The following is a 26,130-nucleotide window of genomic DNA, read 5'->3' as shown; positions in this document are numbered from 1 at the left end:
TGGATGGATGAGATATACAACTCCATAAGGTTTACTTAACATACACTAACTAGCTTGGTGAGCATGAGGCACCGTCACATACCCATCAACTTGAGATTTTGAAATACCCCCAAGTATTTTGGTGAAAAAAAGCCGAAGCTAGACATGCACACACATATAAAACCAAAATAATTTAACCATCTATGCACATTTTTCATTCTTCCCCCTCCTTAAACTACATTTTATCATTCCCTCCTGTTTTTGGGTGTGAGTGCTGGCTGGTCGCGTGTTGATACCCCTATATAGGGCTTTTTCTTTTTTCTCAATGACCAATATTACTTAACATGGTAAAATAATATTTGGATGGGAGTCCAATACATATTATTGAAATTAAAGTGGTTCAAGTCGGAGGAAGGCACCTTAGGGTGTCTTTTCTTTATTTTCAAGAGGACCTGCTCAATTAATGCGTAAAAACATAAAGTAAAGTGAATCCATTAAAATACATGAGTGACCTTAATTTTCCCCTCCTACTCAAAGGAGAGATTAAAATGGGCTTTGGTGGTAGTTGCAGTAGTTGTGGCGGCGGCTTTGCTTTATTAGTTGTATTATTTATTCTATTAATCATAGTTGGAGCTTCTTGCTTCTGCTAAAAAAACTATCGGAAAAGACACTCATATATGAGTGTCTTTTCTTTATGGGGTACTGACCCATACCCATCAAGCTAAGATTTTAAAGTACCCCCTAAATGGAGATTTTGTGTTTTTATGGTACCGAAGTTTATTTTTATCGTTTTGGGGAACAACAGATTTTTAACTTGATAGCGATGTGAGGCGGAACCCCTATTAAAGGCATTTCCCGTACTAAAATAGAAGGTACTTGCAATTTTAGTACGAATTCCAGTTGAACTCATGTTACTTAATCGTTCCCATTGCACCAACTTTCACATTTACCTTAACGTTTACATCTCCCTTTGCTAATTCATTATTCCATTTATTTTGGACTTTTTTCCATTCTGGATATGTGTAAGTTCTTGCATATCCTCCAAGACCAATAGGGTCGATTTGTGCAGTTTGTATTTTTTTTATTAATTGCTTGAAATCAGCTTCCAGCTTAGTTTCAATCGCCTTTTGTAATTTTGCTGCGTCCTTTCTTGTATTAAACGAAAAAAGCCGTTCTGTAATACCGATACTCATCTTTACATCTACATTAAATATAAAATGATTATCATGTCTTGTCTTTGTCTTTACTTTAATACTATAGGCAGTAAAACTTATCCAATCTTTATCTTGGCTGTCCGCCTTTATTTTAATTGGCATTGTAAATGAAAAATCCCCTGTAGTTCCTTGTTGCAAAATGCGTAATAGTTTGTTTTCCTCAGGTTTTAGTGTTAATTTATACCTTCCCTTTTTATCCAATAAAGCTGTACCTGTCACCCATATTTTATTCTTTTTTTTCATCTCAGTAATATTTGCTGTTAACCCTTTATCTGCTTTTTGTTCATGTAGTTCTTGAAGAGTTGTTTTTACTGTGATGTTTCTTAAAGCGGCGGTATCAACTAGTTTTGTTAAATATAAAGGAAGCCGCGGCTTATCTTTTGGGCTATGGAAGATGACGTCCGAAACAGGTCCATCTACAGCGACAACCCTTGCAGTAACTGTATTTTTAGGATCTCGATAAAATGGATCGAGGTATTTCATCCAGTTTTTTTGTTTCAGTAGCCGTTTTCCAACTAAAATAACCTGCGTTTTACTTCCTGAGGTAAGCGCCATAACAGTAGCATCAAATTTGTCTCTCGAATTTCGAATCGTAACAGATTTCACGCCAGTAATTTCTTCTTTTACCTTTGCTTCTTTATTGAAAACAGGGCTTGACATATACACTAATAAATTATTATTACGATCTAAATCGATACCAAGAACAAGAGTTAGAGAAACGTCTTCAACATTTCTTTGATCAAAGCATCCAGTCATCATGAACACCGATAACAAAATACAACATAGTACTTTTCTTTTCAATGTATCCTCCCCTGACGAAACTTCTCATATAGACAGCAATACAGCCATAAAACGATAGGTGATATATAGGTTAATCCCAAACCAGCATTCGATAATGTCTGTTGCCAAGTTTCGGCTTCATTCCAACTAGGATGAGTCCAAAATATGAGGCCGATAATGAACAATAAGAGAACAACTACATGCGAGCTGTGATCTTGTTTTCTAATTAATTGGCTTGAACAAAATACAGCGCAATATATAGCGGGAATCCATGCTGTGGATACAACGGGTAAGTAAAGGGCCAATAAAATCATGTCAAAACGTTCTAAAAAACGAAATTCAATTACTTTCAGTAAATTTAGTACCGGTTGATTATATTGCGTAATGCTCTCAGGGCTAAAATAGGCAAAGCAAACAATAGTAGCAAATAAATAAAATAACATCGTTAAAGTGTTTGCAATAACCATTCCATGGACTGCATACTGTTTTTTTTGTAAAAAGGGATATAAAAAGAAGGCAATATCAAACCCTAAATAAGCAAAAATAGTGGTCGGTACAGCCATGAATACAGGTTTCCACCCTTCTTTTAAAAGTGGGAAAAATGGCATCCAACTTCCGTTCCCTTTAAGAGGGATCAAAAAAAATAACGGAATCCAAAGAAACATATAAAAAATAAGTTCGGAGTATCGCCCTAAAATACGTGGACCGTTACGAGCAACAAGGAAGGTAGGAATCGAAAATAAAAAGATAACGACATAGTCAGGTGTTTTTGGAAGAAGCCATCCTTTAAGATAGAGCATAGCGTTCACAAGAACGCTACAAGAATAAAAAGCGAAGTACATCATGTAAATAACAACGAATGCTTTGCCTACTATTTTTCCAAATAATCGTATAAGAATGTCATAAATCGTGTCCTCGGGATATCTAGCAGCAGTTTTCACCATAAAAACACCTGATATTGTGGAGAATATCCAGCCAATCATTATAGCTATCCATCCATCCGTTCCAGCTTTTTCTGCAAGCAAACGTGGAAGCGATAAAACGCCAGTGCCCACCTGCATTCCATTAATTAAAAAAATGTACTGTATAAGCGTAATGTCATTATAGGCATACTTTTTCATAGTTTCACCTTTTATTTTGATTCTTTCCTTGTCGAATAGATTGAATGGCTCTGGTACCTTTAGAACGCTTTTTTAATGCCCATAAAGGTAGGCGTATGAAAGTATCTTTCATATCCGCAAAGCGAAATGGTGCTAATGGCGTTCCGTAAGGAGTACCTAGCGATTCAAGACTGATTAGATGTCCAATTAAAGTCATCCATCCGATAACAATTCCAACAATTCCAAATAAGGCAGCTGCAAGCATCATCGGAAAGCGTAAAAGTCTTACTGCCGCTCCCATATCATAATTAGGGATAACAAAGGAAGAGATGGCGGTAACAGCAACAACAATAATCATAATGTTGCTTACAATTCCCGCTTGAACAGCCGCCTGTCCAATGACAATACCACCTACAATACCAACTGTCTGACCAATCGGAGTAGGTATCCGTAAAGCCCCTTCTCTCATCGTTTCCAATGTTATTTCCATAAGCAATGCTTCCATAACTGGAGAAAAGGGTACTCGCGTTCTTGATTCTGCAATAGATAAATATAGCTCTACAGGAATAACTTCAAAATTAAAAGAAATAAACGCAACATAACTCGCAGGCAAAAATAAAGCAATCATAAAGGCGATAAAACGAAGCACCCGAATAGACGAAGCAACTAACCACCTTGTACCGTAATCATCGACTCCTTGAAAAAAGGAAATAAAATTTGTTGGCGTAATTAACACATTAGGTGAATGATCCATTACAGTTACAAATCTGCCCTGTAAAATGTGAGATACAGCCAAATCAGGTCTTTCAGTTAATATAAATTGCGGAAACGGTGAGTAAGGGTGATCTTCAATAAATTCTATAAGTTCGCCAGTACTAGCAACAGCGTCGACTGTAATTTTTTGAATCCGTGTTTCTAATTCCTTCAGCACATCTTCAAAAACTACATCTTTCAAATATAAAATAGAAATCCTCGTTTTACTTCGTACACCAATCACTATTTCTTTTACCATTAATTCACGATGAGGAATATACCTTCGAATCATTGCGATATTTTGACTTCCGATTTCTGTAAATCCTTGATGCGCACCTTTTAGAGCTATTTCGTTATGAGCATCTTCAACATTTCTTTGTGGCCATCCTTTCGTATCCAATTGATGTGCTGTTGTTCGACTGTGGATTAATAAAACACTATCTCCTCCAAAAATAGCATTTTCAATCTGACTCCACGTATCAATAATTTTAATTTGTCCTAATGGAATTGGAAGTTCTTTATTGGTATCAAAATCACTATTCATCAAAGGACTTAGAACATGATTTTGAATCAATTCTTTATCTGTTAATCCAGACAAATATACTAAAGCTGCTTCTAATCCATCTACTTTCATTTGAAACCGACGAATTACTAAATCAGGTGCTTGACGGAATATATTCTGAATATCAGCTATGTTTTTCGATAAATCAGCGCCTAAGAGGGAGTCCTCAATATTTTTTTTCTGAAAATGAGTATTGTCTCGTATTAAAAATGACTTAGGATTGTCTCTATATTTTAAACGCTTCAAAAATTTAGCCATGATTCCCTCACTTTCTATGTACCTTTTATGATATGTTTAGTATGCATATATTAAGAAAAAATATCCTACTAACTAGAGAGGTAACATGCGAATTATTACTATAAAGTTTTTGGTACATATTTCATAAAAATCACGTTGCTATTCTCAATAACATGAGAAAATAGCAACGTGATTTCAACTTCAAGAATAGTCTTTTAAGTTGATGGATGTGTGGTGCTACCCCATGCCCATCAAGCTAAGGTCTTGAAGTACCCCCTAAACAAAAATTTTAATTTTTCTGCAGTTATTTATGTGAATTCAACTCGTTTTTTTTCGTTTTGAGGGCGCTATAAAATTCTTAAGTTGATGGGCATGGGGTACTGACCGCAAAACGCGGATTTTATACGCTAAGAATATGCAGGATTTCATGCAGGCTACGAGAACGGTTTGAACTGCCCAATGCTGTTGTGACAGGAATATATGAAATATTGCATACAAAGGAGGGAATGGAAAGCTAGAAAACTATTGATATGAATGACTTTCTGGGATTTGGTTACTACTGATACTATTAATTATGTAAACTAATTGATAGTAAGTAGAGGGTATCTAAGGAGCTGGGATACATTGGTATAACTACATAGTCTATCTCACAAGTATCTGATGCATAAAATACCGTATAGGTGTTACTGTATAAGTTAGCGTATAAAGGTGAATATTCGAACAGGTAATATACAGGTTGTAACCCTGTAAGTGTTTCTACTAAGCTATTTCTATTCAGCAATACTTATGCAATCACTGTTGGGTATAGGTTTGATGAGGTAGCACAATTGGAGTAGTACCTAACAGGGTATGATCCAAGGAGGTTTCACCTTCTCAGATAGAACTTTAAAGTTCCTATGTTGATGTACTGAAAAGTTATCCCATCGAGGTGGGGGTTTTACTATTTAGTATCACCTGACAGTTACTCTAATTGGTTAGAGATTGCACCTCGCTTACTTCTTTTTAGGTACATCACTCCACAGGAAGAACGAACTCCCTATAGCTACAACTAACAAGGCGACCGAGCCAGCAAACCACTTGTTCATTACTACTTCCATAAGATATTTGATACTTTATAAGTTGTTCTCTTGTAACTACTTACATGAGACACGCTAAATCGTATATTAGTTCCAGTTAATTTATTTTCAACATATAGAGTTTTGTATTTCTTATTAAAGTTAGCTACAAAGTTCATTGCATCAGCACCTATGAGAACGACTCTATCGTCACCGATATAAAACTCAATAGCTGCCTGATCTAGAGTATCGTGCCAGTTAACCCACGTCTTAAACCACTTAAACATTTTATATTCCTCCTCTTAGTTTTCATAAATAGTCATTCTATTTATTACCAATTTTTTCCCTATCAATACCACCTGAGACGGCACCTATTTTAGTCTCCTACTTTTGTCGAATACTAGCTCACAAATTTTGTCTGAATAGTACACCTTGTTAGTTTGCTGTCTCAGTGAATCTATTAGTTAATAATCATTTACAATATCTCCCTTGAGAGTACCAACTCAAAAGCCACACCTGTGGAGGTCGTGAATTCGAGCCTCTCCGGGGACATAGTTGTAGAAACCGTGTCAAATTAACGTTTGATACGGTTTTTATTATTTACTTTCATACTCTATAGAGCCAGTGGTCACAGAATTGGTCACATTCCCTACAAAATCTCTTTTATTTTGTTAACTGCATCTTCTTGCATTGTTGGCAATACATGCAAATACAACCTTATTTCCAAGATTAGCTACTGACCCCGAACTTGAACTAACAATCTTAACGTAATCAAATTAAGGCTTTAAGGTTATATAAAAAATGAATATATTGTTTGATTGTTAGTATTTTCTATAGGGAATGAATCCAATCGAATGTTGTTTACGTACAATCATGACAAGAAAAAGAGCATCCTTAACATGTAAGGACGCTCTCTTTTATTTAAGAACAGAAGGCGAAGTCTTTTCTAACCATAAAATGCCATCATATTGTTCGATAGGAATCATGATTTCTTCTCGCTTTTTGTCCCCCCAGTAACTTGCTGCAGTTGGGGTAAACATCCATGACGTTTCTGGTCGATTACTTTCTCCTTTTAAGTTTACAAAGACATTTGGACTTCCAACGGTGCTAATTATTTTTTCTACACTTTGTTCTTCATGTTCGGTATGTACAGGAACAATTTCGTCAATTTCAGAGTTCCAGCTGCTCCCACTATACGCAAACAGTCCAATTGTGTACATTTGATTTTTAATACGCTGCGGAAGATAATCCATCATATTAGGGCCTACCAAATTGTATTGCTGCAACTTCGTATAGTCTAATATCATTTTCGAATTTTGTTTCCGAATATGATAATTATGTCCCCATACAATAATTTTTTTGTTTTTATATTGCATTTCAGTGAGCCATGCTAGGTTTTGAGCCATTTTTTGATCTCGGATATAATCAGCGTAGTCTCTAACATTAGTAGAGAAGATGCCACCTCTAAATTTCATATAAGCATCTAGATGTGTTTTAATCGCATCAATCCGTATATTGATTGATTTCTCAAGGAAATTCACATCATACGTAGGGTGAGGTGCAACTTGAGTCAATTCAGCTTTATGATTCTGAATAAAAGTTCTCACATTTTCAAACTTGTTGATAACAGGTTGTATTTCTATTTTATATTGATCATAGGGATATGTACCGTCATAACCATTGTAATACTTATCCAGTTTAATCAACTCTGTTACTGCTGCATCAAATTCAGATGCCACTTCAGGACTTAGTTTTTGCAACCAGTCTTTCGCATACGAGTGGAATGAAGATCTATAAAACAAATTCATATCAAAACCAGCTAATGTTAGTGGCTTTCCTTTTTCTTTTTGTTCTTTCATATAGGTAAACAATTGTTCAACTTCCTCTGTTTGCCATACACCTTCTAAAGATTGTTTCATCGCTTCAGTAGCGGTTAAGTTATCAAAATTTTGTTGAACCGTACTTGCTTCTGCAAATCCTGATTCAAATGCAATTACATCATATCCCATTTCTTCATGTAAGTACTTAATCATACGTATTTTGGATTGATTCATTTCCTTAGCACCATGCGTACTTTCGTCAAGTACAACAATACGCTTGTCCTGTACGGCCTCTTTTAGAAAAGATAAATCTTCTGTTGTTTGGGAAGTGGGTTCATTTAATCTTTTTGCATGTCCATTTAGCCATTCCTTCCATTTGGGTTGATCGACTGGCTTTTCTGCTGCAAATGCTACAGATGTGAAGGTAGTACAGGCAAGAAGCGTACTCATTATAGGGATTTAATATATTTAGAAGACTATTAAAAGTCCTCTAGTTCGTTTAATTGGAGGACTTAGTTGCAAGAAGATAAATAGGTATCACTTTTTTGTTTTATTTTTTCTCACTATTTTTAAGCTGTTTTGCACTTCCGAAAAATGCGCTCCCAATTATGAATATAACGGAAGAAATATACATTGTTATCCCTGAATATTCATTATCAAATATTGTAGTATTAAGTAAATTAATAAACATCATCAATATAAGTGATATGTATAATCCATTAATATATTTCATTTATGCCCCTCCCTTACTTTTTTCTTTCATCTCTTTTTTCGGCAACTTCTATGTAATAAATAGTGGTTTCTAAAGGCATTATTTAGAAACTCCTTTTTCCCTATTTTACCATTTAAAATAAGTGATGTGTTGTTTGACTTTGGTTGTATATTGTATACATGCTCGGTTAACATAACGTCTCATTATCGCTAGCAAGGACAAAGCGGAACCCCTACTCTCACAAAGGAACCTCTTTTTTTCTATGGGTCTATGCATTTTTTTATACATTCCTATCCTGGCGCGGTTTTAGGGTTCTTGTTTGTTATTGGATTGGCCGAAAAACTGTATAAAATTTCGCATGCTCTTAGCGTGAGGCCAAAATGCTGGCGGTACTCCTTATAGTTCCTTAATAAAAGGTTCAACTCTATTAACTTGGTTTGACCTTAATATCCGCCCTATCTTTCCAAAAACTCTATTATCGTTTCACATACTTTATCCGTCTCTTCGATATTTGGAAAATGTGCACTATTTTCAAATATAACAAGTTTACTATTTTTCATTTGTCCCTTTATTCTATTACTTATTACCACACCCGTGTTATAGTCATGCGCCCCGACTATGACACACGTATCAATTTCTAAATCTTTAATGCGCTCAATAAGCGGTAACGCTGATTTTGTTTCAAAAATAACTTTACTCATCTTCCCTGTATTATTTAACTGACTTTCCTCCCACAGACTTCGATTTAACTTTGCAAATGCTTCATTTTTAAATAATAGTCGATCTACAGTTTCTGTATCAACAATACTCCAAACTTGATTATATTTTTCTTTTAAAGGAACTTCTGACCTACTTATTATTGAGACTTGTTCATTCATTTTTCCTTCTGTCACTTGTAGAAACCCATCTATCTGTACATTATACATTTCATCAAAATCATCTAACGATGGTGCTTGTAATACCATTTTCTCAACTGCTCCTGAATATTTCAAAGCATATTCTAAACAAAGTTGTCCGCCAAAAGAATAGCCTAACAAATTTACCTTCTCTACATTTAATTGCTTTCTTAATTCCTCTAAATCTTCCACTAGAGTATGTATTGAATAATCATCGTCATCTTGTGGTGCCTCACTTCGTCCGCATCCTCTTTGTTCGTAATAAACTACTGTTATATAATCTTCTAACCTCAATCCAAGTGTTCTTTCGAATACATAATGATTACCACCCGGTCCTCCATGTACAATAACGAGAGGAACTGTATTATGAGCGGTCCCCATAACTTTACACCAATGCTGAATCCCATCGATTTTCAAATAATGTACACCATCTTGCAACATATACTGAATCATTTATCCTCTCTCCTTATCACTCACTTACTACTACCTAAATGTATATATTCTAATCATTAACACTTTTTTCCTTTGAATTTTTCAGCCTCTAATCTCTTTATATCGATATTGGAACCCTCCCTCGTAAGTAAACGTTTTTAAAACGTTTTCATATTTTTTCTTTACTTTCTACTCAAATACTCACTTTTATTTATAGAGGTTTTATATATCACAATGTTGAATTATTTAATTTTGCCATACATAATAATTACTACTAGGAGGATAATCATGAATGAACCAGAATTTTACGTATATCACATCGTTACAAGGAAAAAAATGAATATTGGACAAATCATTCATTTTGACAAAAATGAAACTAATACTCTATATCGCTTCTTTTTTGAAAGAGAGCAATTAAATGCTAATGGTGAAGACTCCATGCAGATTTTAAAAAATCATTATATAAATGAGGAATTACATATAAATAATGAAAATGCTAAAATAGTTATGAATTATATGGATCAAACAATTAGAGCGGTTAGAGAAACGATTGTAGAAATGGTTAGACTGCAAGAATTTCCTGAATATCCTTCAAGGTTGTCTTGCTTATATGCTGCGAAAAGCTATGAAGATGCTTTGAAATGGAAAGCGCTATTTGATTCTTACCATCGAGAAGTTTTGCAGATTGTTAAACTTCGAGTGATTGGTAGTTCTTTTGCAGGTGACGGAAATTTTTTACCGAAAGAAGATGGCATTCCTTTTTCTCAAAAAATTGAACAAGCTAGAGAATATTGGAAGGGAAATGTTAAAAATGAACTTCCGGAGCTATTAATTAACGGGAAAATTGAAGTGGTGGAAATTATTGATGATTTTTCAGCTGCCAATAATCTGTAAATATATGAATCATGACAAAACATAAAAAAGAGTATTGAATTTACCTTCAATACTCTTTTCATACATTTAAATTATATTTGAACAGCATAAGCTTCAATTTAATTTGAGTTAAGATTTACAGATTAACCATTTCATAACCGTTTACAAAATACGTTATTGTTTCTAGCTCTTCTTCAGTTAATTTTCTATCTAATTCTTGTTTATACGCTGCCTTTATCTTCTCTTCATCGCCTTTATGAGTTTCCGTATAAGTTCCTACTGTTTTCAGCAAATGAATTTCTTGTAAAAATTCAGCCCGATCTATTGCCTCTCCATGAGAAAGAATATAGGTCTCAGCATCAAATTTCTCTAATTCTTCTATTAATTTAAACGTTCGTTTCGTCGTATAGTTCCACTTTGAAGAAAAAATATCTGCATATATACAGTCTCCTAAAAACAAAATCTTTTCTTCTTTAATATAAATAACAACGGAATCATGTGAATGGTCTCCACCCACATGTTGTAACACACATGTCACTTCACCAAGGTCTAATTCCAGTTGATTCTGGAACGTTAAGATCGGAGGAATAATTTTAATATTTCTCAATCGCTCACTGAACTCTTTTTTGATACACTCCGCACAAAATTCAATTTCAGTACCCTCTTTTACACGTGCATCCAACGCTTCATCTGTCCATTCATAAGAAACAAGTGCATTCATCTCTTTTTTTGTTTCAGAATGCGCAATAGACAATGCATCTTGTAGTACAGGCAATCCAAAAATATGATCCCAATGCCAATGTGTTAATGCTACAAAATCAGGATTTGATACATTTTGTTCTTTTAACATTTCTAGAAATAATTGCGCATGTGTTTCTGAATTACCTGCATCAATCATTAGAGTTTTTTCTTTTCCAACCACCATTCCTAAAATCGGTCTATCTGTTTCAGAAACTGGTGTCATATACCAAAATGAGTTTCCTATTTTTTTTATTTGCTGCATAATTAGTTCCTCCATTTGTTATGTAATGCTGTATTTGCTGAATTGAATCATATGTCATTATAGATTATAACGAATGAATAGATTATTCTCCATAATCAAACACAATTACTTGGACTAATCTAACTTTCCTTTTCGTAAGCTAAAAATAAGTGGAAAGAATCGGAGTGTGATACTATGGAGCGATTATGGATTCCAATGATTGTTACGTTTTTTTCGTTCGGTGGATTGTTATTAGGCGGTGCTGTCGGCATTGCTACACGCCAACTAATTGAAGAAAAGATGCATCGCTTATACGCATTATGTGGTGGGATTTTACTTGGGCTTTTATCACTTGAAATTATTCCTGAGACATTTTTAAGCTATGAAATAATAGGTCCTATACTTGGGATAGCTATGGGAGTATTAGTTATGAGTTTATTAGATAACTATTGCCATCATCCGATTATACACAAGAAAGATCAACAAGCATGGCAAACCTTCCTTTTTCTTTCTTTCGCTATATTCATTCATAATATGCCGAGTGGGTTTGCTTTAGGTACAGCATTTACGAATCATAACGACTCTGCCATTCCTTTCTTACTTGCGATTGTCATTCACCATATTCCAGAAGGGTTAGCTTTAATTATTCCATTTCTTTTTACAAAACATAAATATATTTCATTTTTATTAACAACTTTATTACTTTCTCTTATCCTAGGGACCGGTACTGTTTTTGGCATTATGATGGACGGGAAAGCTCTCCATTTACAAGGACTTATTATGGGAAGCGCAATTGGTTCTCTTGGCTATGTCACAATTCACGAAATGCTTTGGAAAGCAAAAAAACAGCTACCTTTCCTTCCGTTTCTATCGTGGTCTATTAGTGGATTTTCACTAATAACAGTCTTTACTCTTTTCACTGGACATCACTAAAACAAATAAGTTATATTACTTGTATATTTTTCCTTTTTCTCCAAAACATAATAGTATCTACCTATTATAAGGAGGAACGATTATGTTTGGAAAAACAGCTGGTGAAGCATTAGTTGATCTTTTAATTGACTGGGGTGTAGAACACATATATGGTATGCCTGGAGATTCCATTAATTCTATTATTGAAGCTTTAAGAAAAAAACAAGATAAAATTAAATTTATTCAAGTTCGTCATGAAGAAGCTGGCGCGTTAGCAGCAGCAGCCTATGCGAAATTAACAGGAAAACTTGGTGTTTGCATGGCCATCGCAGGACCTGGCGCTATTCATTTATTAAACGGTTTATATGATGCAAAACTCGACAAGGCACCTGTACTAGCAATTTCAGGACAAGTGGAATCTGATTTACTCGGAACTGATTTTTTCCAAGAAGTAAACTTAGAAAGAATGTTTGATGATGTTGCGGTTTATAACCAGCGCATCATGTCAGCAGAACAACTACCTGCTGTAGTGAATCAAGCAATTCGAATGGCATATACGAAAAAAGGTGTATCTGTTCTAACCATTCCAGATGATGTTCCGAAATTCGAAATAAAAAATGATGCTCGTGTTACAAACACTTCTTTTACATTGCCTGAGTTATTTCCGCAAGAAGAGGATTTAGCTATAGCAAAACTCGCACTTAATGAAGCGAAAAAACCTGTTATTTTAGCCGGGAAAGGCGCAAAGCATGCGAGAGAATCTTTACTTGCATTTGCAGAACATATCGGTGCTCCAATCGTACTTACATTACCAGCTAAAGGGATTATTCCTGATGAACACCCTCTTTGCATCGGTGGGTTAGGATTAATTGGAACCAAACCTTCTTATGAAGCAATGAAGCATGCGGATACTTTAATTATGGTTGGTACTTCTTATCCGTTCACTGGTTTCTTACCTGAGAAAGCAAAAACACTTCATATTGATACAGATCCGGCTCAAATCGGGAAACGTTATGCGACGGACATCGGATTAGCTGGGGATGCTGATAAAACATTAAAATGGTTAGTTGCAAATGTAGAAAAACATGAAGACCATTCATTCTTAGAACACCACCAAGAAATGATGAAAAAGTGGGAAGAAAAATTACACAGTCAAGAAGAAGACTCTTCTACTCCAATTAAACCACAGCGAGTTATGCACGCTCTGCAGAAAGTAGCAGAAGATGACGCAATTCTTTCAGTAGATGTCGGCAATGTAACAGTATGGACAGCAAGACATTTCCGTATGACAAACCAACAATTTATCATTTCTAGCTGGCTTGCAACACTTGGTTGTGGTTTACCTGGTGCCCTTGCTGGGAAAATTGCGTTCCCGGATAAACAAGTGTTTGCAGTTTGTGGTGACGGCGGATTTGGGATGACAATGAATGATTTCGTAACAGCTGTTAAATATAAGCTGCCAATCGTTGTCGTCGTATTAAACAATAATAAGATCGCAATGATTAAATTCGAACAAGAAGTTATGGGGAATATCGAATTCGGGACTGATTTAACGAATCCTGATTTCGCAAAATATGCAGAGGCATGCGGCGGTATTGGCTACCGTGTTGAGAATTTAGATGAACTACTTCCCGCTTTCGAAAGTGCAGTAAAACAAAATAGACCGTGTATTATTGATGTTGTTGTAGATGTAAACGAAGCACCAATGCCCGCAAAAATCACATTTGGTCAAGCGGCTGGTTATACGAAACATATGATAAAAGAATTATTTGAAGAAGGTAAAATTGATTTACCTCCACTTTAAACGAAAAAAGATAGCTGAAAACAATTTGTCTTCAGCTATCTTTCTTTATTTTCCCTCTTCGGCCTTCTCACATTTCCTAGCTTAATTGCATCTTGCATACTATTACTAATATCACGAATGATTTTTTGAGTATTCACATTAATATTATCTACTTAATCAATCTTTTTCAAAATGGATTCCTTTTGTCTCTTATCAATATTCATATGTTACAATAGTACCAGTAGTATCAGTAAAACCATCAAAACAATTCGAGCAACCACCACAACCTCCACAGCCGCCACAGCCGCCACAACTAAAGCAACCGAAGCAACCAAAACAACGGAATCCACCACAACGAAATCCACCACCACCACCACAACGACCACCACAACCTCCACAGCGACCACAACCACCACAGCGACGAGCAGCATCTTCTATATAGTAATATGGATATTGATTTTGCTGGTCCCAATACACAATATTTCCAGAATGGTAATCATTTAGGCTTAACGCTTGTAGTTCTTGTTGAAACTGATTCATTTTCATAACCTCCGTTTGTTAACTACAACCCCATCGATGTTTTCCTATATTTCTGTTTGTTAAATCTAAGTAGAAATAGCGCTATAAACTAAGTTCAATACGTACACCAACAAAATATGACCTATCACTAGATGATGCACCTTGTTCATATACCTATTTTTATTTTTTTAATATGGATTTATCTTTATAAATGGAAATTATATTTTTTTCTGGTGGACTTGCTGGGAAAATTGCTTTTCCGGATAAACAAGTATTTGCAGTTTTACCTCCACTTTAAAATATAAAAGAAAGGTAGCTGAAAACTTATTATTTTCAGCTACCTTTCCCTATTTTGATACCTCTCTATGAAATGAAAAATCGTTCACGGTAGGCTGTGTTTGTTTCTCTACTTTCACTTCTTTATCCTTCTTCTTTGGCATTCTTACGTTTCCTAGTTTTATCGCATCTTGCATACTATTACTAATCAGATTTCCCGACAATATTGTCATACTATAGAAAGCGATTGGTATTAGTACAATCCATGTGTGTGTAGTTAAGTGACGGAAATTTTGACCAATTAAGCCTGTCCATTCTTTTGTTACACTATCTGCGTCTATAGCACCAAACATTATTGTGCCACCAAAAAACAATTGCAACAAACCAAGGTGTAAGAGAAGTAATAAAGTGCTTACAAATTGCTGAGCTACTAACAAAAGAAAGGATGGTAACATATGCGGCCATACATGGCGCTTCAGTCTCTGCCACTTACTTCCTCCAAGTACTGTTGCCGCCAACATAAATTCTTCTTTCTTAATACGCTTCACTTCTTGCGCTACATATAACATAACTGTCGGTACTGCCAGACATGTGAGAACTAAAATTTGAAACGCAACTCGCAAATGAAACGGAGCAGCTACCTCCCCACTGTCGAATATTAAAACTTCCTTTAATATAAAATAGGAAATCATAATCATCGGTACAATACTAAACGGATCAAAAAAAGATGAGATAACTGGAAATGAGCGTTTACTGTACATACCAAGTAATAAACCGATAGCTCCACCAATCACTACACGTAAAACTGCGATAACTATACTCGCACCTACGGTCCATTTTGCCCCTTCTATTATTAATTGAAATAGATCGCGACCTTTCTCATCAGTGCCGAACCAAAATTTACTCGATGGTGAAAACGGAGCAGCCTCTAATTCTCCCTTTTCGTTATACATCATCGTTAGTTCACGAATATTCCCGTCAAAAAACACCGTATTTCCAATACTAACAATCATTAGTACACTCAAAAAAGTAACACCTATCCAAAATCTAACATCTCTTTTTACAACTTGCCACATGTTACACACGCTCCTTTATAACATTTTGCAGCAGCGTATGTAATATACGAAATAGTATAAAAAGCGGTACGTATAATATAACTAAACTCACTGTAAATATTTCTAATTTGGAGTTTTCTTTTACAAAGACAAACATGCCGTACGTATTAAATAACCATTCAATAATATATAAATTTGATAACATAAATAAAATATTTGTTTTTGCATAATAGACTGTTGTTAACAAGACATTCCTTGAAATATGGTGCATCAAAATATGCCTTAAACTTAGTCCTTTACTCTTTGCAAATATACTATAATCTTTCTCTAATTCTTCTCTAAAACGTAATAATAGTAGCTTAATAAATAATAATGTTGTAGGTATAGCAAGGCATATTATTGGTAACATGCGGGCTCTATCCTCACCAAATCCTGCATGCTTCACCGGCATAAATCCTGTTTTTTGAACGATAATTACTACTAGAAGTTGAGATAGTAAAATTAATAAAATATCCGGGATACTTTCAAGCGCTACAAAAATCCCATTCCATATTCGTTGCTTTGATTGGGAGCGCTGTAATACCCAAACAACGATAAGGTACGCAATAAGTAAAGATAGTAAAAATGCCGAAATAAATACAAACATTGTCTCTACATAGTGAATCCATATTTGTGGAAATAATTTTCTTGAGTTTCGAAATCCATATGTAATTTCCCACGGTTGAAGTAATTTCTCGCCAAGAAACACAACCGTGTTCCAAAAACCAACTAAATCAATTTGCAGTCCCTTAAATAAACGCGGTAGCGCCCCTAAAAAAAGAATACAAATAAATGCGGCAAACAATTGTAAACATGTAATCCCACACCACTTAGCAATTCGAATTAACATAACTTTTACCCCTTCTTTTGAATCGATATTCAGAAATAAACTCGATGCATAGTAAGATAATAACTCCTTTCTCGACAAAACATAGTGCCTTCCGTCATTTCTCTGAAGCTGTATTATATTTTTCGACCACAATCCAATATTTTCCTTCCAAACTGATTACATACTATAAAAAAGCACTTATTTTTAAAATAAGTGCTTTTTTATTTAATTTCATTTTACGAACGTATCACACATCCACTCATAAAACTTTTCCTTCTCTTCAAATTGCGGATAATGAGCGGATTTTTCAAAAGTAATAAATTCTTTTTTATCCGCCTCAATCATGTCAAAATACTGTTTCGCTGCATGAAATGAAGTATTATAGTCGTATTTACCCATAAGAAAATACAACGGTATTTTTAGCTCAGTTACTTTAGTAGGTAATGGATTCTTTAAATCTTTTTCTAATAAGACAGTCTGAGAGTGTGATAATCCAACGTTATAACGAATTACATCAAGCAAGTTATATTCATTGCTAAATAGTATCCCTATGTTATCACCATCTGGATTTTCAATAAGTCTTGAAGTTCCACCGTATTTCGCAACATAATTTCGCGGGGTATATGTATCGCCGTTTTTAATTTTTTCAGTTAGCCCTTTTAAATATGAAACCTCATCTGTATTCCCTGCATTTTTCGCTTGATCAATAACAAACTTTAAGCTATCCATTTCACTTTCTACTGTATCACTCATCTGCCCTATACCAACATACGCTTCATATTTTTCAGGAGCTTTATAGGCAGCTTGCATTCCAATATATGTACCGTAAGAATGACCAATCAATATTACTTTTTCTTTACCGAGACGTTTTGAAACATAATCTGTCATAGCTAATAAATCCTCTACGAGTAGATCTGATGAAAGATTAGAATAGTCTTCAAAGAAATGATACGATTTCCCGCTTGCTCTTTGATCGTAATTAACAACTGTGAATTTCTCTTCCAATAAGTCTTGGTATTTTGGAGCATATGGTATTTCCGAAGAGCCTGGTCCACCATGCACAAAGATAATAACCGGATTCTTCTTATCTTTGCCACGTATCATAATTTCATGATTACTTCCATTTATCTCTACTTGTTCTAATGTGCTTATACTGTCATTACCTTTTATTTGTGAGGTCCATGTAGGAAATAATAGCGCTATGATTAGTAAAAGTATAGTGATGCCTCCGATAAGTTTTATTAATTTTTTTATCTTCTTCATAAGACCTTTCCTTTCTTTTAAATTTATAAAAATATCAATTTAATTCTGTAAAATTACCTCAAAAAAATATGAATGTATAACAATTGCCCTTTCCAATTTCACCTTGATCCTTTGTACATTCTTAATATCCCATATATTTCTTAATTTCTCGCTATATAAAACCTTAATATTTTCTTAATTTTCTATACATTGATTATAAGGATTCTTAAATGCAGTATTTATGTATCAAAAATATAGAAAAAGCCCTTGTTTTCAAAACAAGGACTCAATTATATTGCTATTTCACCATTTCTTCTTTCGGCATTACCATACCTTTATACAATTGAACCGTTATCCAGTAATAAATAAAGTAAATGACTAAGAAGATCCCTATCGGCACCCACACTTTCACAAACGGATCAACTAATATAAAGCTGAATAAGTTAAGGCCTACCAACACGTGAGAAATGCCAATGATCGCTGGGAAGATAAATAAATATGAAATTTCTTTATATATACTTTTTGTTAACATACTGCGTCTCACACCGATTTTTCGTAACATTTCATAGCGGCGTACGTCACGAGAAGCACCTGTTAATATTTTGAACATAAGGGAACTTGCCATCATAGCTAAAAAGGCAATTCCGAGGAAAAATCCCATAAACATTGTTCCGCTCATGAAACTGTTCATAAACTGATAAATTGTCATTTTCGTATATAATTCTACTTTTGTACCTGTTGTTTTTTCAATTAATTCTTTTTGTCTCTTATCTATTTCAATCAATAACGGTTTATATTTTTTCATATCGTCTACTCTTACTAGCGTTACACTATGTTCTGTTCCTTGAACTGCTTTGTAGTGTTCTTCATCAGCAATTCTTACAGGTTTGCCGTTAAATTGATTATGTGTAATTTGTATCTCTCTTACAACTGCATCTTCCCAATCTTTTGGCATAGGAGGAAGCTTTTTCGCTGCTTCAGGAGCTTCCAAAGCAGAATAAACAGGTTCAGTTAAAGGTTCAGCCACACGTTTACGAGCAGGCTCTTTTAAAGTTTTTGTATCAAAGTGATCAGAAACAAGTGGCGGTTTCGCAGTTAAATCGTCACGTAAGTAATAAACCGCTTCTCCATCTACTTTATACTTATACTTGCTTTCTTCAACAATTTCCATTTCTTTTAATGCCGCTGTATCTTGATCATTCGGATCATGAATTACAACATCATATACACGAGAGAAGTCTGTCATAATGCCTACATTTTTTTGAAAAGCCATACCTGCTGTCATCGCACCCGCACCTAATGCAATTAACATCGCTACCGTGCCTAATACTCTCGATAAACTATTTACTCGAAAGCGTAGCTGTGCATATGTAAAACTATTTAAGCCCGTTTCATTTCGTTTTTTATTTCCTTTAATTTTCATCACAAAAAATGGGAGCAATGAACTAAAAATAAAATACGTTCCAAGAGTTGTAACGATTGTCGCTATTATAAAACCGATTTCAGCAAACATTTTTATATTTACCATAAAATAATATCCTGTACTTACTAGCAATACGCCAAGTACAGTCATTATAATAATGCGAGTTTTACTTTTCTTTACTTCATCTAGTGTTTCATCTTCACGTATTAGCTCTAATTCTGTTTTACGTAATAACCGAATACTATTCATTAAACCTGTAATGAAAAATAGTATTAAGAAGAAAATAGCTGTAACTAAAATAGCTGGTGTGTATACAGATGAGTAACTACCTTTTGCTGAAATTTCCATGCCATTCATTAGAAAGTTTCCTGCTACACTTGCAAGTAACATTCCTACTAAAATACCGATAATAATACTGACAATACCCATACCGAATGTTTCAATAAATAATAGCTGTGCTACTTTTTTCTTTTTCGCTCCAAGCATCATGTACATACCAAGTTCTTTTCTTCTTAATGTAAGTAAAAAAGAATTAGCATATATAATATAAAATACGGTAATGAACGATAGTAATATTGCACCAACCCAGAAGACAAGTCTAATACTACTAATAAGGCTATTATCTTTCGTAAATTCACTATTCATCGCCATTGTTTGAAACATGTAGAAAATACTAATACTAATAACTAAACCAATAAGTAAAACCATATAATCTTTTAACATCTTTTTCATACTATGACGTGATAATTTGAATAACATAGTCTCGCCCCCTACTTAGACTCAGCAGCTGAGCCCATATGAGCAAGCACACCTAAAATGTCTTGATAGAAATTTTCTCGAGTACCTTGACGATTTAGCTCTTTATAAAGAAGACCGTCTTGAATAAATAAAATACGTTCACAATAGCTCGCACTAAATGCATCGTGTGTTACCATCAAAATACTTACATTATGATTTTCATGTAAATCTTGCATCGCTTCTAATAAACTTTTTGCGTTTTTACTATCAAGCGCCCCAGTCGGTTCATCTGCTAATACAATCGCCGGATTATGTACTAAAGCTCGTGCTGCCGCTGTTCTTTGCTTTTGCCCACCAGAAACAGCAGTCGGGTATTTCGTTAAAATCTCAGTAATCCCTAATTTCGTCGCAACCTCATTTACCTTCCCCGTAATTTCACTTGACGGTACACCTTGCAAAGAAAGTGGTAATGCGATGTTTTCATATATTGATAAATTTTCTAGTAAGTTAAAATCTTGAAAAATGAATCCTAATTTTTGAGAACGAAAATCCGATAATGCATTACCTTTCATAGAAGTAATATTGGTGCCATCTATTGTTACACTACCACCAGTCGCTTGATCAAGTGTACTAATCACGTTAAGCAATGTCGTTTTTCCTGACCCAGAAGGACCCATAATCCCTACAAACTCTCCTTCTTTAATACTTAATGAAACACCCCTTAATGCTTTTGACTGATTCTCATTTCTTTTCCCATATGTTTTTTCTACACTTTCTACAGTAACTACATTTGTTGACATCTCTTTCACTCCATCCCTTTTGTATAGTATAAATTTCTCATATATTTCTTATCTTTTTCTCATGTAAATCCTTAAGAATTTTTTAACTTTTCAAACAAATAGGGTTACATAAGTACCATGAATCTATCTCCTACTTCATATTCTCACTTTTCTAAAACTCGTTCATTCGATTTTCCTTACATTTACCTTACAATTTTGTAAGATAAAAAAGAAAACACACCAATTTCTAATGGTATGTTTTCTTTACAATCAATATTTTCTATTCTTTATTTCCTCTTCAATACTTACCACAAATACATCTAGCGCAACAACTTCTGACTTTTCTTCACCGTATTTCCGTACATTTACAGCTTTACTTTCCATTTCTTTATCACCAATAACAAGAACATACGGTACTTTTTGCATTTGTGCTTCTCTTATTTTATATCCTAATTTTTCATCTCGCATATCCTGCTCAACACGAATACCAGCTTGTGCTAATTTATTTACAACTTCATTTGCATATTGTACATGTACTGCATTTGAAACTGGAATTACTTTCACTTGAACTGGTGCCACCCATGCCGGGAACGCACCTCCAAAGTGCTCAATTAATATTGCTAAGAAACGATCTAAAGATCCTAAAACTGCTCGGTGAATAACAACTGGTCTTCTCTTTTCATTTTTCTCATCTATATAATTTAAATCGAATTTCTCTGGCATTTGGAAATCAAGCTGGATTGTTCCGCACTGATGACTTCTATTTAAGGCATCTTTAATATGGAAATCAATTTTCGGTCCGTAAAATGCACCGTCCCCTTCATTTAGTCTATATTTATAATTCAATGAATGTAATACATTTTCTAATGCCGCTTCTGCCTGCTCCCATAATTTATCATCACCCATTGAATCTTCTGGACGAGTAGAAAGCTCTACTTCATATTCGAATCCAAAAGTTTTATATACATAATCAATTTGCGCCATTACTGATTTAATTTCATCTTCAATTTGTTCCGGAGTGACGAATAAATGAGCATCATCTTGGCAGAAAGTACGAACTCTTAATAATCCGTTTAAAGCACCACTAAATTCATGTCGATGTACTTGACCGAACTCACACATGCGAATCGGTAATTCACGATAAGAATGCAATTTATTTTTAAACATAAGCATATGTCCTGGGCAATTCATCGGTTTTAATGCAAAACTTTTATGATCCACTTCTGAGAAATACATATTATCTTTATAATGTCCCCAGTGTCCTGATTTCTCCCATAATTCTTGGTTCATCATGAACGGAGTACGCACTTCTTGATAATTGTACTCTTTTTGAATTTCTCTTAAAAATGCTTCTAATTCATTACGGATAATCTGTCCTTTCGGTAAGTAAAACGGCATTCCTGGTGCCTCTTCTGAAAACATAAATAACTCAAGTTCACTACCTAACTTACGATGATTTCTTTTTGCTGCTTCCTCAACAAAATGCAGATACTCTTCTAACTCTTTTTGAGAACCAAATGCAACGCCATATATACGCTGAAGCACTTGATTATTACTATCCCCTCGCCAATATGCACCTGAAACGTGAGTTAATTGGAAGGCTTTCAAATAACCAGTAGATGGTAAATGTGGCCCTCTACATAAATCTACAAATTCACCTTGTTTATAAAGTGTTACACTTTCCTCATTAGGAATCGCTTCTAAAAGTTCTAATTTCAAGTGATCGTTCATTTCTTGAAACAATTTTTTTGCTTCTTCTCTTGAAACCTCAACTCGTTCTATTTTTACATTTTCATTTATAATCTTTTTCATTTCTTTTTCGATTTTCGGTAAATCTTCTACGTTAACACTGCTCGGAAGATCCATATCATAATAAAATCCGTTTTCAATAACAGGCCCTACTCCAAGATTTATATCACCATACAATCTTTTTACAGCTTGCGCTAAAATATGTGCAGCGGAGTGTCTTGCAATTTCTACTCCTTCATTTGAATCTATAGTAATGATTTCTACTTTCGCATTATCTTCAATTTTTCTGCGTAAATCATATAACTGATCATTTACTTTCCCTGCGACTGCTTTCTTTTTCAAACTACTGCTTATGGATCCAGCAATTTCTTCTAAAGTAATTCCTTTTACAAATTCTTTAACATTACCATCTGGAAATTTAATTTCAATTATTTGTTCTTTCATTTTTCATCTCTCCATTTCATAATAAAAAGCACACTCATCCCTACAATAGGGACGAGCGTGCTTTTACCCGTGGTTCCACCCAGATTCCCATCACAAAATGTAATGGCTTCTTTTACGGTAACGTCGTTTACACGGCACTAGATACTTTGTTTCCCCAGTGCAGCTCTAAGGTGGTAAGTTATTTTTCTGCGTTAGGAAGTTCTCAGCTTTCCTTCCTTCTCTGTATAACCGGATAAAATAACTCGTGTCCTTTTCTTCGCTTATTATGAAATTGAATGCAAAAAAGCATATTCATCCCTAAAATAGGGACGAATATGCTTATATCCGTGGTTCCACCCAGATTCCCATTACAAAATGCAATGGCTTCTTTTGCGATAACGTCGCTTACACGGCACTAGATACTTAATTTCCCTAGTGCAGCTCTAAGGTGGTAAGTTATTTTTCTGCGTTAGGAAGTTCTCAGCTTTCCTTCCTTCTCTGTATAACCGGGTAAAATAACTCGTGTCCTTTTCTTTGCTTTTATAAGTACATCCATTAATTGTTATTTACTATATCTTATTCAATTTATTTTTGCAAGTGTTAAAAAATATTATTTATTTAATTTTAAAAAGTGAAACCAAAAAAAATTTTGGTTTCACTTCACAATTTTACCAATCTTGTGGTTCATAATTTAAGTCTGAAAATAGGCGTCTTTTCTCTTTCTTTGTTAAATCTCTCCACTGTCCAACCGGTAAATTATTCAACTCAATATTCATAATTCTCGTACGTTTTAACGTATATACTTGATAACCTAAAGCTTCACACATACGGCGAATTTGGCGATTTAGCCCTTGTGTCAAAATAATTTTGAACTCATATTTTGATAACTGTGTGATCTCACAAGGAAGCGTTTTTGTATCTAAAATTTTAACACCAGCTGCCATTTTCTCTAAGAAATCAGGTGTAATCGGTTTATCTACTGAAACGATATATTCTTTCTCATGTTTGTTTTCAGCACGTAAAATCTCATTAACAATATCACCATCATTCGTTAACAAAATTAAGCCATCTGAGTCTTTATCGAGACGACCAATATGACTAATTCGTAAAGGATGATTCACTAAATCGATAATATTACCTTTTACAGCTTTTTCGCTTGTACATGTAATACCTACTGGTTTATTTAAAGCGATATACACATGGTCTCGAGCAATACGAAGTTGCTCTCCATTTACGCGCACATCATCACCTGGATTTACTTGGTCACCAATTTTTGCAACCTTACCGTTAATAATTACTCTTCTCTCATTAATTAGTTTATCCGCTCCACGTCGAGATGCTTTTCCAGCTTCACTAATAAATTTATTTATACGCAAGTTAGGCACTTCCTTTTCTAAAAAAATTCTAGCTCACACTACTTCTACCGTACAATACAAAAGGGTAAGCCTCCTATTATAACTTAAATATATTAACATGAAAGGGTATATGACGTCTTCCTTTAATTACATGTTTATGAGAAAATAATTGGTCCTCTTTTCCTTTTCACCTTACACTATTTAGCAGTCCATAGATTTACATTTAAATATAACATCATTTATTTACTTTTTTCATAGATAATATACCGTTGTAAGTTTGATTAATAATGCCTAAATAACTCATAATATGTGAAAAACAAAAAAGAATCCTTTTGAAAATAATCAAAATGGATCCTTCTTCAGCTCAAATAATACTAGTTTTCAGATAAAAAAAGGGGAATAATCATAGTCTTCAATTGAAAACATCATGCAATATCGCTCAACAAATAAAATAATCTCAAAATCCCCTAATTTTTTATGCTTCAATATTTTCTTCACATACTCCAAAAAGAAGCCCTTGATTATCTATACAATAAGCAAAGTAACCCATATTAGGAATGGCAGTTTTAGGTACAACGACTTGTCCACCATTTTCAATAACTTTATTTATGTACTCATCAACTGAAGGTACTTCAATCGAATTAGTCGTCCTAGTAGCTCCATCGGGTGATTTCATTAATCCACCATCGATACCAGGTCTATCACTTTCACCTGTAATTATGAACCAATAGTCATGTGGACCAGACATTTTTTCAAACTTCCATCCAAAACTATTTGTATAAAATTGAATCGCTTCTTCAGGGTTTGCGACTTGCAATTCAAACCTTAAAACTTTACTCATTTAAATACCCCCTCTCGTTCTTGTACAAAGTAATTATACAGGAACAAATGTTCTTAATCAACTTTATCTAAATTAGCTACTTCAATACGTTTTAACTTTATTTTGAAGCGATAACAGACCATTCTTCCTTCCGAATAACTTGCTTCCCATTTATACTTTCAATATACTCATTTACATTTGCTAACTGATATAACCCAGGGAAAATTTCTTTCATATAACGTTCATGTGCTATTTTATCTTTCCAATAAGTTAACACTATGTAACGAGTTTCATTTTTTAAAGACTTCCCAACTACTCCACCTAACATCCCTTTTTCTTTTTCCATTCCTTTATTCCAAATTGTTTCTTGCTTATGTAAAAAATGCTTTTCCTTTTCCACCATTACATCACATATAGCAACTCTTACGAATGACCCTTCTGCAACAACGTCCTTCAAAGACGTGTCAATTATATCGTACAACGTTTGAAATAGTTCTATTTCACATGAAAGAAACGTATCTTCTTGATTACTATTTAAATAAATTGTATCGTGAGCACCATTCATAAATGATTGATATTTACTGCTATCTTCCCATAAAGTAAATACACATGCCTCATCTTCATTCCATCCACCAAATTGCCCATGAAAGCCATCTAAATGTTGTAAATCACGCCATTTCTCTTGTGCTCTTGAAAACAACGCTTTTTTCTCTTCTTCCACCTTACAATAGATTGTTTTTAATAACATTCCTACATCCCCCTTATTATAAAACCCATTTCCCACTCGCAATAC

The 26,130-nt window shown here is 34.4% G+C and carries 22 protein-coding genes, 1 pseudogene and 2 other annotated features; of the genes and pseudogenes, 4 read left to right on the top strand and 19 right to left on the bottom strand.

Annotation, left to right across the window (positions count from 1 at the left end; all coding sequences use genetic code 11):
- Positions 1–527 precede the first annotated feature (527 nt).
- The gene (locus tag COI75_RS22225) at positions 528–629 is read left to right on the top strand and encodes a YjcZ family sporulation protein (protein WP_000505688.1); all 102 of its coding nucleotides are present in this window, start codon (positions 528–530) and stop codon (positions 627–629) included.
- Between the two features lie 261 nt (positions 630–890).
- Here COI75_RS22225 and COI75_RS22220 read toward each other — a convergent pair whose 3' ends face one another.
- From COI75_RS22220 to COI75_RS22185, 7 genes are all read right to left on the bottom strand, one after another.
- Positions 891–1,994 carry a Ger(x)C family spore germination protein gene (locus COI75_RS22220; RefSeq protein ID WP_000824423.1) on the bottom strand — a complete coding sequence of 368 codons (1,104 nt, stop codon included), beginning with the start codon at positions 1,992–1,994 and terminating at the stop codon, positions 891–893.
- Positions 1,991–3,094, bottom strand: coding sequence for a GerAB/ArcD/ProY family transporter (locus COI75_RS22215; protein WP_000759647.1), 1,104 nt, complete (start codon positions 3,092–3,094; stop codon positions 1,991–1,993). Before COI75_RS22215 ends, COI75_RS22220 begins: the two co-directional genes overlap by 4 nt.
- Positions 3,095–3,098: 4 nt before the next feature.
- On the bottom strand, positions 3,099–4,646 hold the full coding sequence (locus COI75_RS22210; protein ID WP_001051397.1) for a spore germination protein: 1,548 nt from the start codon (positions 4,644–4,646) through the stop codon (positions 3,099–3,101).
- Positions 4,647–5,712: 1,066 nt separating this feature from the next.
- Complete coding sequence (locus COI75_RS22200) at positions 5,713–5,967, bottom strand: hypothetical protein (protein ID WP_000477565.1); 255 nt, start codon at positions 5,965–5,967, stop codon at positions 5,713–5,715.
- Between the two features lie 630 nt (positions 5,968–6,597).
- On the bottom strand, positions 6,598–7,950 hold the full coding sequence (locus COI75_RS22195) for an erythromycin esterase family protein (RefSeq protein ID WP_000105693.1): 1,353 nt from the start codon (positions 7,948–7,950) through the stop codon (positions 6,598–6,600).
- A gap of 100 nt (positions 7,951–8,050) precedes the next feature.
- Positions 8,051–8,233, bottom strand: a complete 183-nt coding sequence (locus tag COI75_RS22190; protein ID WP_000875169.1) for a hypothetical protein — start codon at positions 8,231–8,233, stop codon at positions 8,051–8,053.
- A 434-nt stretch (positions 8,234–8,667) separates the two neighbouring features.
- Positions 8,668–9,561, bottom strand: a complete 894-nt coding sequence (locus COI75_RS22185) for an alpha/beta fold hydrolase (RefSeq protein WP_000617155.1) — start codon at positions 9,559–9,561, stop codon at positions 8,668–8,670.
- Between the two features lie 267 nt (positions 9,562–9,828).
- Between COI75_RS22185 and COI75_RS22180 the strand changes: the two genes are divergently transcribed.
- A complete protein-coding gene (locus tag COI75_RS22180; protein ID WP_001005143.1) occupies positions 9,829–10,434 on the top strand; it encodes a DUF2441 domain-containing protein in 606 nt (201 codons plus the stop codon).
- 115 nt (positions 10,435–10,549) lie between these two features.
- Here the strand turns inward: COI75_RS22180 and COI75_RS22175 are convergent, their stop codons facing one another.
- Positions 10,550–11,416, bottom strand: a complete 867-nt coding sequence (locus COI75_RS22175) for an MBL fold metallo-hydrolase (RefSeq protein WP_001184104.1) — start codon at positions 11,414–11,416, stop codon at positions 10,550–10,552.
- 174 nt (positions 11,417–11,590) lie between these two features.
- Here COI75_RS22175 and COI75_RS22170 point away from each other — a divergent pair, with 174 nt between their 5' ends.
- Both COI75_RS22170 and COI75_RS22165 read left to right on the top strand, forming a co-directional pair.
- Positions 11,591–12,328, top strand: coding sequence for a ZIP family metal transporter (locus COI75_RS22170; protein ID WP_000440597.1), 738 nt, complete (start codon positions 11,591–11,593; stop codon positions 12,326–12,328).
- Positions 12,329–12,410: 82 nt separating this feature from the next.
- Positions 12,411–14,111: a pyruvate oxidase gene (locus COI75_RS22165; RefSeq protein WP_000467221.1), complete on the top strand. Its 1,701-nt coding sequence runs from the start codon at positions 12,411–12,413 to the stop codon at positions 14,109–14,111.
- 41 nt (positions 14,112–14,152) lie between these two features.
- Here COI75_RS22165 and COI75_RS27820 read toward each other — a convergent pair.
- The 11 genes and pseudogenes from COI75_RS27820 to COI75_RS22110 all read right to left on the bottom strand — a co-directional run.
- A pseudogene (locus tag COI75_RS27820) lies at positions 14,153–14,221 on the bottom strand (ABC transporter permease subunit); the annotation flags it as partial.
- Between the two features lie 82 nt (positions 14,222–14,303).
- On the bottom strand, positions 14,304–14,630 hold the full coding sequence (locus COI75_RS22160) for a heterocycloanthracin/sonorensin family bacteriocin (RefSeq protein ID WP_141535145.1): 327 nt from the start codon (positions 14,628–14,630) through the stop codon (positions 14,304–14,306).
- Positions 14,631–14,956: 326 nt separating this feature from the next.
- A complete protein-coding gene (locus COI75_RS22155; RefSeq protein WP_000267897.1) occupies positions 14,957–15,961 on the bottom strand; it encodes an ABC transporter permease in 1,005 nt (334 codons plus the stop codon).
- A gap of 1 nt (position 15,962) precedes the next feature.
- Positions 15,963–16,829, bottom strand: coding sequence for an ABC transporter permease subunit (locus COI75_RS22150; RefSeq protein ID WP_000908422.1), 867 nt, complete (start codon positions 16,827–16,829; stop codon positions 15,963–15,965).
- Positions 16,830–17,039: 210 nt separating this feature from the next.
- Positions 17,040–18,071, bottom strand: a complete 1,032-nt coding sequence (locus COI75_RS22145; RefSeq protein ID WP_000721356.1) for an alpha/beta hydrolase — start codon at positions 18,069–18,071, stop codon at positions 17,040–17,042.
- 277 nt (positions 18,072–18,348) lie between these two features.
- Positions 18,349–20,232, bottom strand: coding sequence for an FtsX-like permease family protein (locus COI75_RS22140; RefSeq protein ID WP_000897887.1), 1,884 nt, complete (start codon positions 20,230–20,232; stop codon positions 18,349–18,351).
- 11 nt (positions 20,233–20,243) lie between these two features.
- Positions 20,244–21,011, bottom strand: coding sequence for an ABC transporter ATP-binding protein (locus COI75_RS22135; protein ID WP_000106434.1), 768 nt, complete (start codon positions 21,009–21,011; stop codon positions 20,244–20,246).
- A gap of 249 nt (positions 21,012–21,260) precedes the next feature.
- Positions 21,261–23,183 (bottom strand): threonine--tRNA ligase, encoded by a 1,923-nt coding sequence (gene thrS, locus COI75_RS22130; protein WP_000662950.1) that lies wholly within the window; start codon positions 23,181–23,183, stop codon positions 21,261–21,263.
- 44 nt (positions 23,184–23,227) lie between these two features.
- Positions 23,228–23,449, bottom strand: a binding site (T-box leader).
- 35 nt (positions 23,450–23,484) lie between these two features.
- Positions 23,485–23,706, bottom strand: a binding site (T-box leader).
- A 124-nt stretch (positions 23,707–23,830) separates the two neighbouring features.
- Positions 23,831–24,538, bottom strand: a complete 708-nt coding sequence (locus COI75_RS22125) for a pseudouridine synthase (RefSeq protein WP_001222157.1) — start codon at positions 24,536–24,538, stop codon at positions 23,831–23,833.
- Positions 24,539–24,992: 454 nt separating this feature from the next.
- Positions 24,993–25,358: a VOC family protein gene (locus COI75_RS22115; protein WP_000048917.1), complete on the bottom strand. Its 366-nt coding sequence runs from the start codon at positions 25,356–25,358 to the stop codon at positions 24,993–24,995.
- Between the two features lie 97 nt (positions 25,359–25,455).
- Positions 25,456–26,085, bottom strand: coding sequence for a YdbC family protein (locus COI75_RS22110; RefSeq protein ID WP_000925140.1), 630 nt, complete (start codon positions 26,083–26,085; stop codon positions 25,456–25,458).
- Positions 26,086–26,130 lie beyond the last annotated feature (45 nt).

The sequence above is a fragment of the Bacillus cereus genome, from assembly GCF_002564555.1.
Taxonomy (GTDB): domain Bacteria; phylum Bacillota; class Bacilli; order Bacillales; family Bacillaceae_G; genus Bacillus_A; species Bacillus_A cereus_K.
This window is presented reverse-complemented; position numbering and strand designations above follow the sequence as displayed.

Excerpts from the sequence above, each read along its gene's own strand:
- thrS (WP_000662950.1), bottom strand. The coding sequence starts at position 23,183 with ATGAAAGAACAAATAATTGAAATTAAATTTCCAGATGGTAATGTTAAA.
- COI75_RS22195 (WP_000105693.1), bottom strand. The coding sequence starts at position 7,950 with ATGAGTACGCTTCTTGCCTGTACTACCTTCACATCTGTAGCATTTGCA.
- COI75_RS22180 (WP_001005143.1), top strand. The coding sequence starts at position 9,829 with ATGAATGAACCAGAATTTTACGTATATCACATCGTTACAAGGAAAAAA.
- COI75_RS22210 (WP_001051397.1), bottom strand. The coding sequence starts at position 4,646 with ATGGCTAAATTTTTGAAGCGTTTAAAATATAGAGACAATCCTAAGTCA.
- COI75_RS22155 (WP_000267897.1), bottom strand. The coding sequence starts at position 15,961 with ATGTGGCAAGTTGTAAAAAGAGATGTTAGATTTTGGATAGGTGTTACT.
- COI75_RS22175 (WP_001184104.1), bottom strand. The coding sequence starts at position 11,416 with ATGCAGCAAATAAAAAAAATAGGAAACTCATTTTGGTATATGACACCA.
- COI75_RS22145 (WP_000721356.1), bottom strand. The coding sequence starts at position 18,071 with ATGAAGAAGATAAAAAAATTAATAAAACTTATCGGAGGCATCACTATA.
- COI75_RS22225 (WP_000505688.1), top strand. The coding sequence starts at position 528 with ATGGGCTTTGGTGGTAGTTGCAGTAGTTGTGGCGGCGGCTTTGCTTTA.
- COI75_RS22190 (WP_000875169.1), bottom strand. The coding sequence starts at position 8,233 with ATGAAATATATTAATGGATTATACATATCACTTATATTGATGATGTTT.
- COI75_RS22185 (WP_000617155.1), bottom strand. The coding sequence starts at position 9,561 with ATGATTCAGTATATGTTGCAAGATGGTGTACATTATTTGAAAATCGAT.
- COI75_RS22200 (WP_000477565.1), bottom strand. The coding sequence starts at position 5,967 with ATGTTTAAGTGGTTTAAGACGTGGGTTAACTGGCACGATACTCTAGAT.
- COI75_RS22215 (WP_000759647.1), bottom strand. The coding sequence starts at position 3,094 with ATGAAAAAGTATGCCTATAATGACATTACGCTTATACAGTACATTTTT.
- COI75_RS22115 (WP_000048917.1), bottom strand. The coding sequence starts at position 25,358 with ATGAGTAAAGTTTTAAGGTTTGAATTGCAAGTCGCAAACCCTGAAGAA.
- COI75_RS22160 (WP_141535145.1), bottom strand. The coding sequence starts at position 14,630 with ATGAATCAGTTTCAACAAGAACTACAAGCGTTAAGCCTAAATGATTAC.
- COI75_RS22140 (WP_000897887.1), bottom strand. The coding sequence starts at position 20,232 with ATGTTATTCAAATTATCACGTCATAGTATGAAAAAGATGTTAAAAGAT.
- COI75_RS22110 (WP_000925140.1), bottom strand. The coding sequence starts at position 26,085 with ATGTTATTAAAAACAATCTATTGTAAGGTGGAAGAAGAGAAAAAAGCG.
- COI75_RS22165 (WP_000467221.1), top strand. The coding sequence starts at position 12,411 with ATGTTTGGAAAAACAGCTGGTGAAGCATTAGTTGATCTTTTAATTGAC.
- COI75_RS22170 (WP_000440597.1), top strand. The coding sequence starts at position 11,591 with ATGGAGCGATTATGGATTCCAATGATTGTTACGTTTTTTTCGTTCGGT.
- COI75_RS22135 (WP_000106434.1), bottom strand. The coding sequence starts at position 21,011 with ATGTCAACAAATGTAGTTACTGTAGAAAGTGTAGAAAAAACATATGGG.
- COI75_RS22150 (WP_000908422.1), bottom strand. The coding sequence starts at position 16,829 with ATGTTAATTCGAATTGCTAAGTGGTGTGGGATTACATGTTTACAATTG.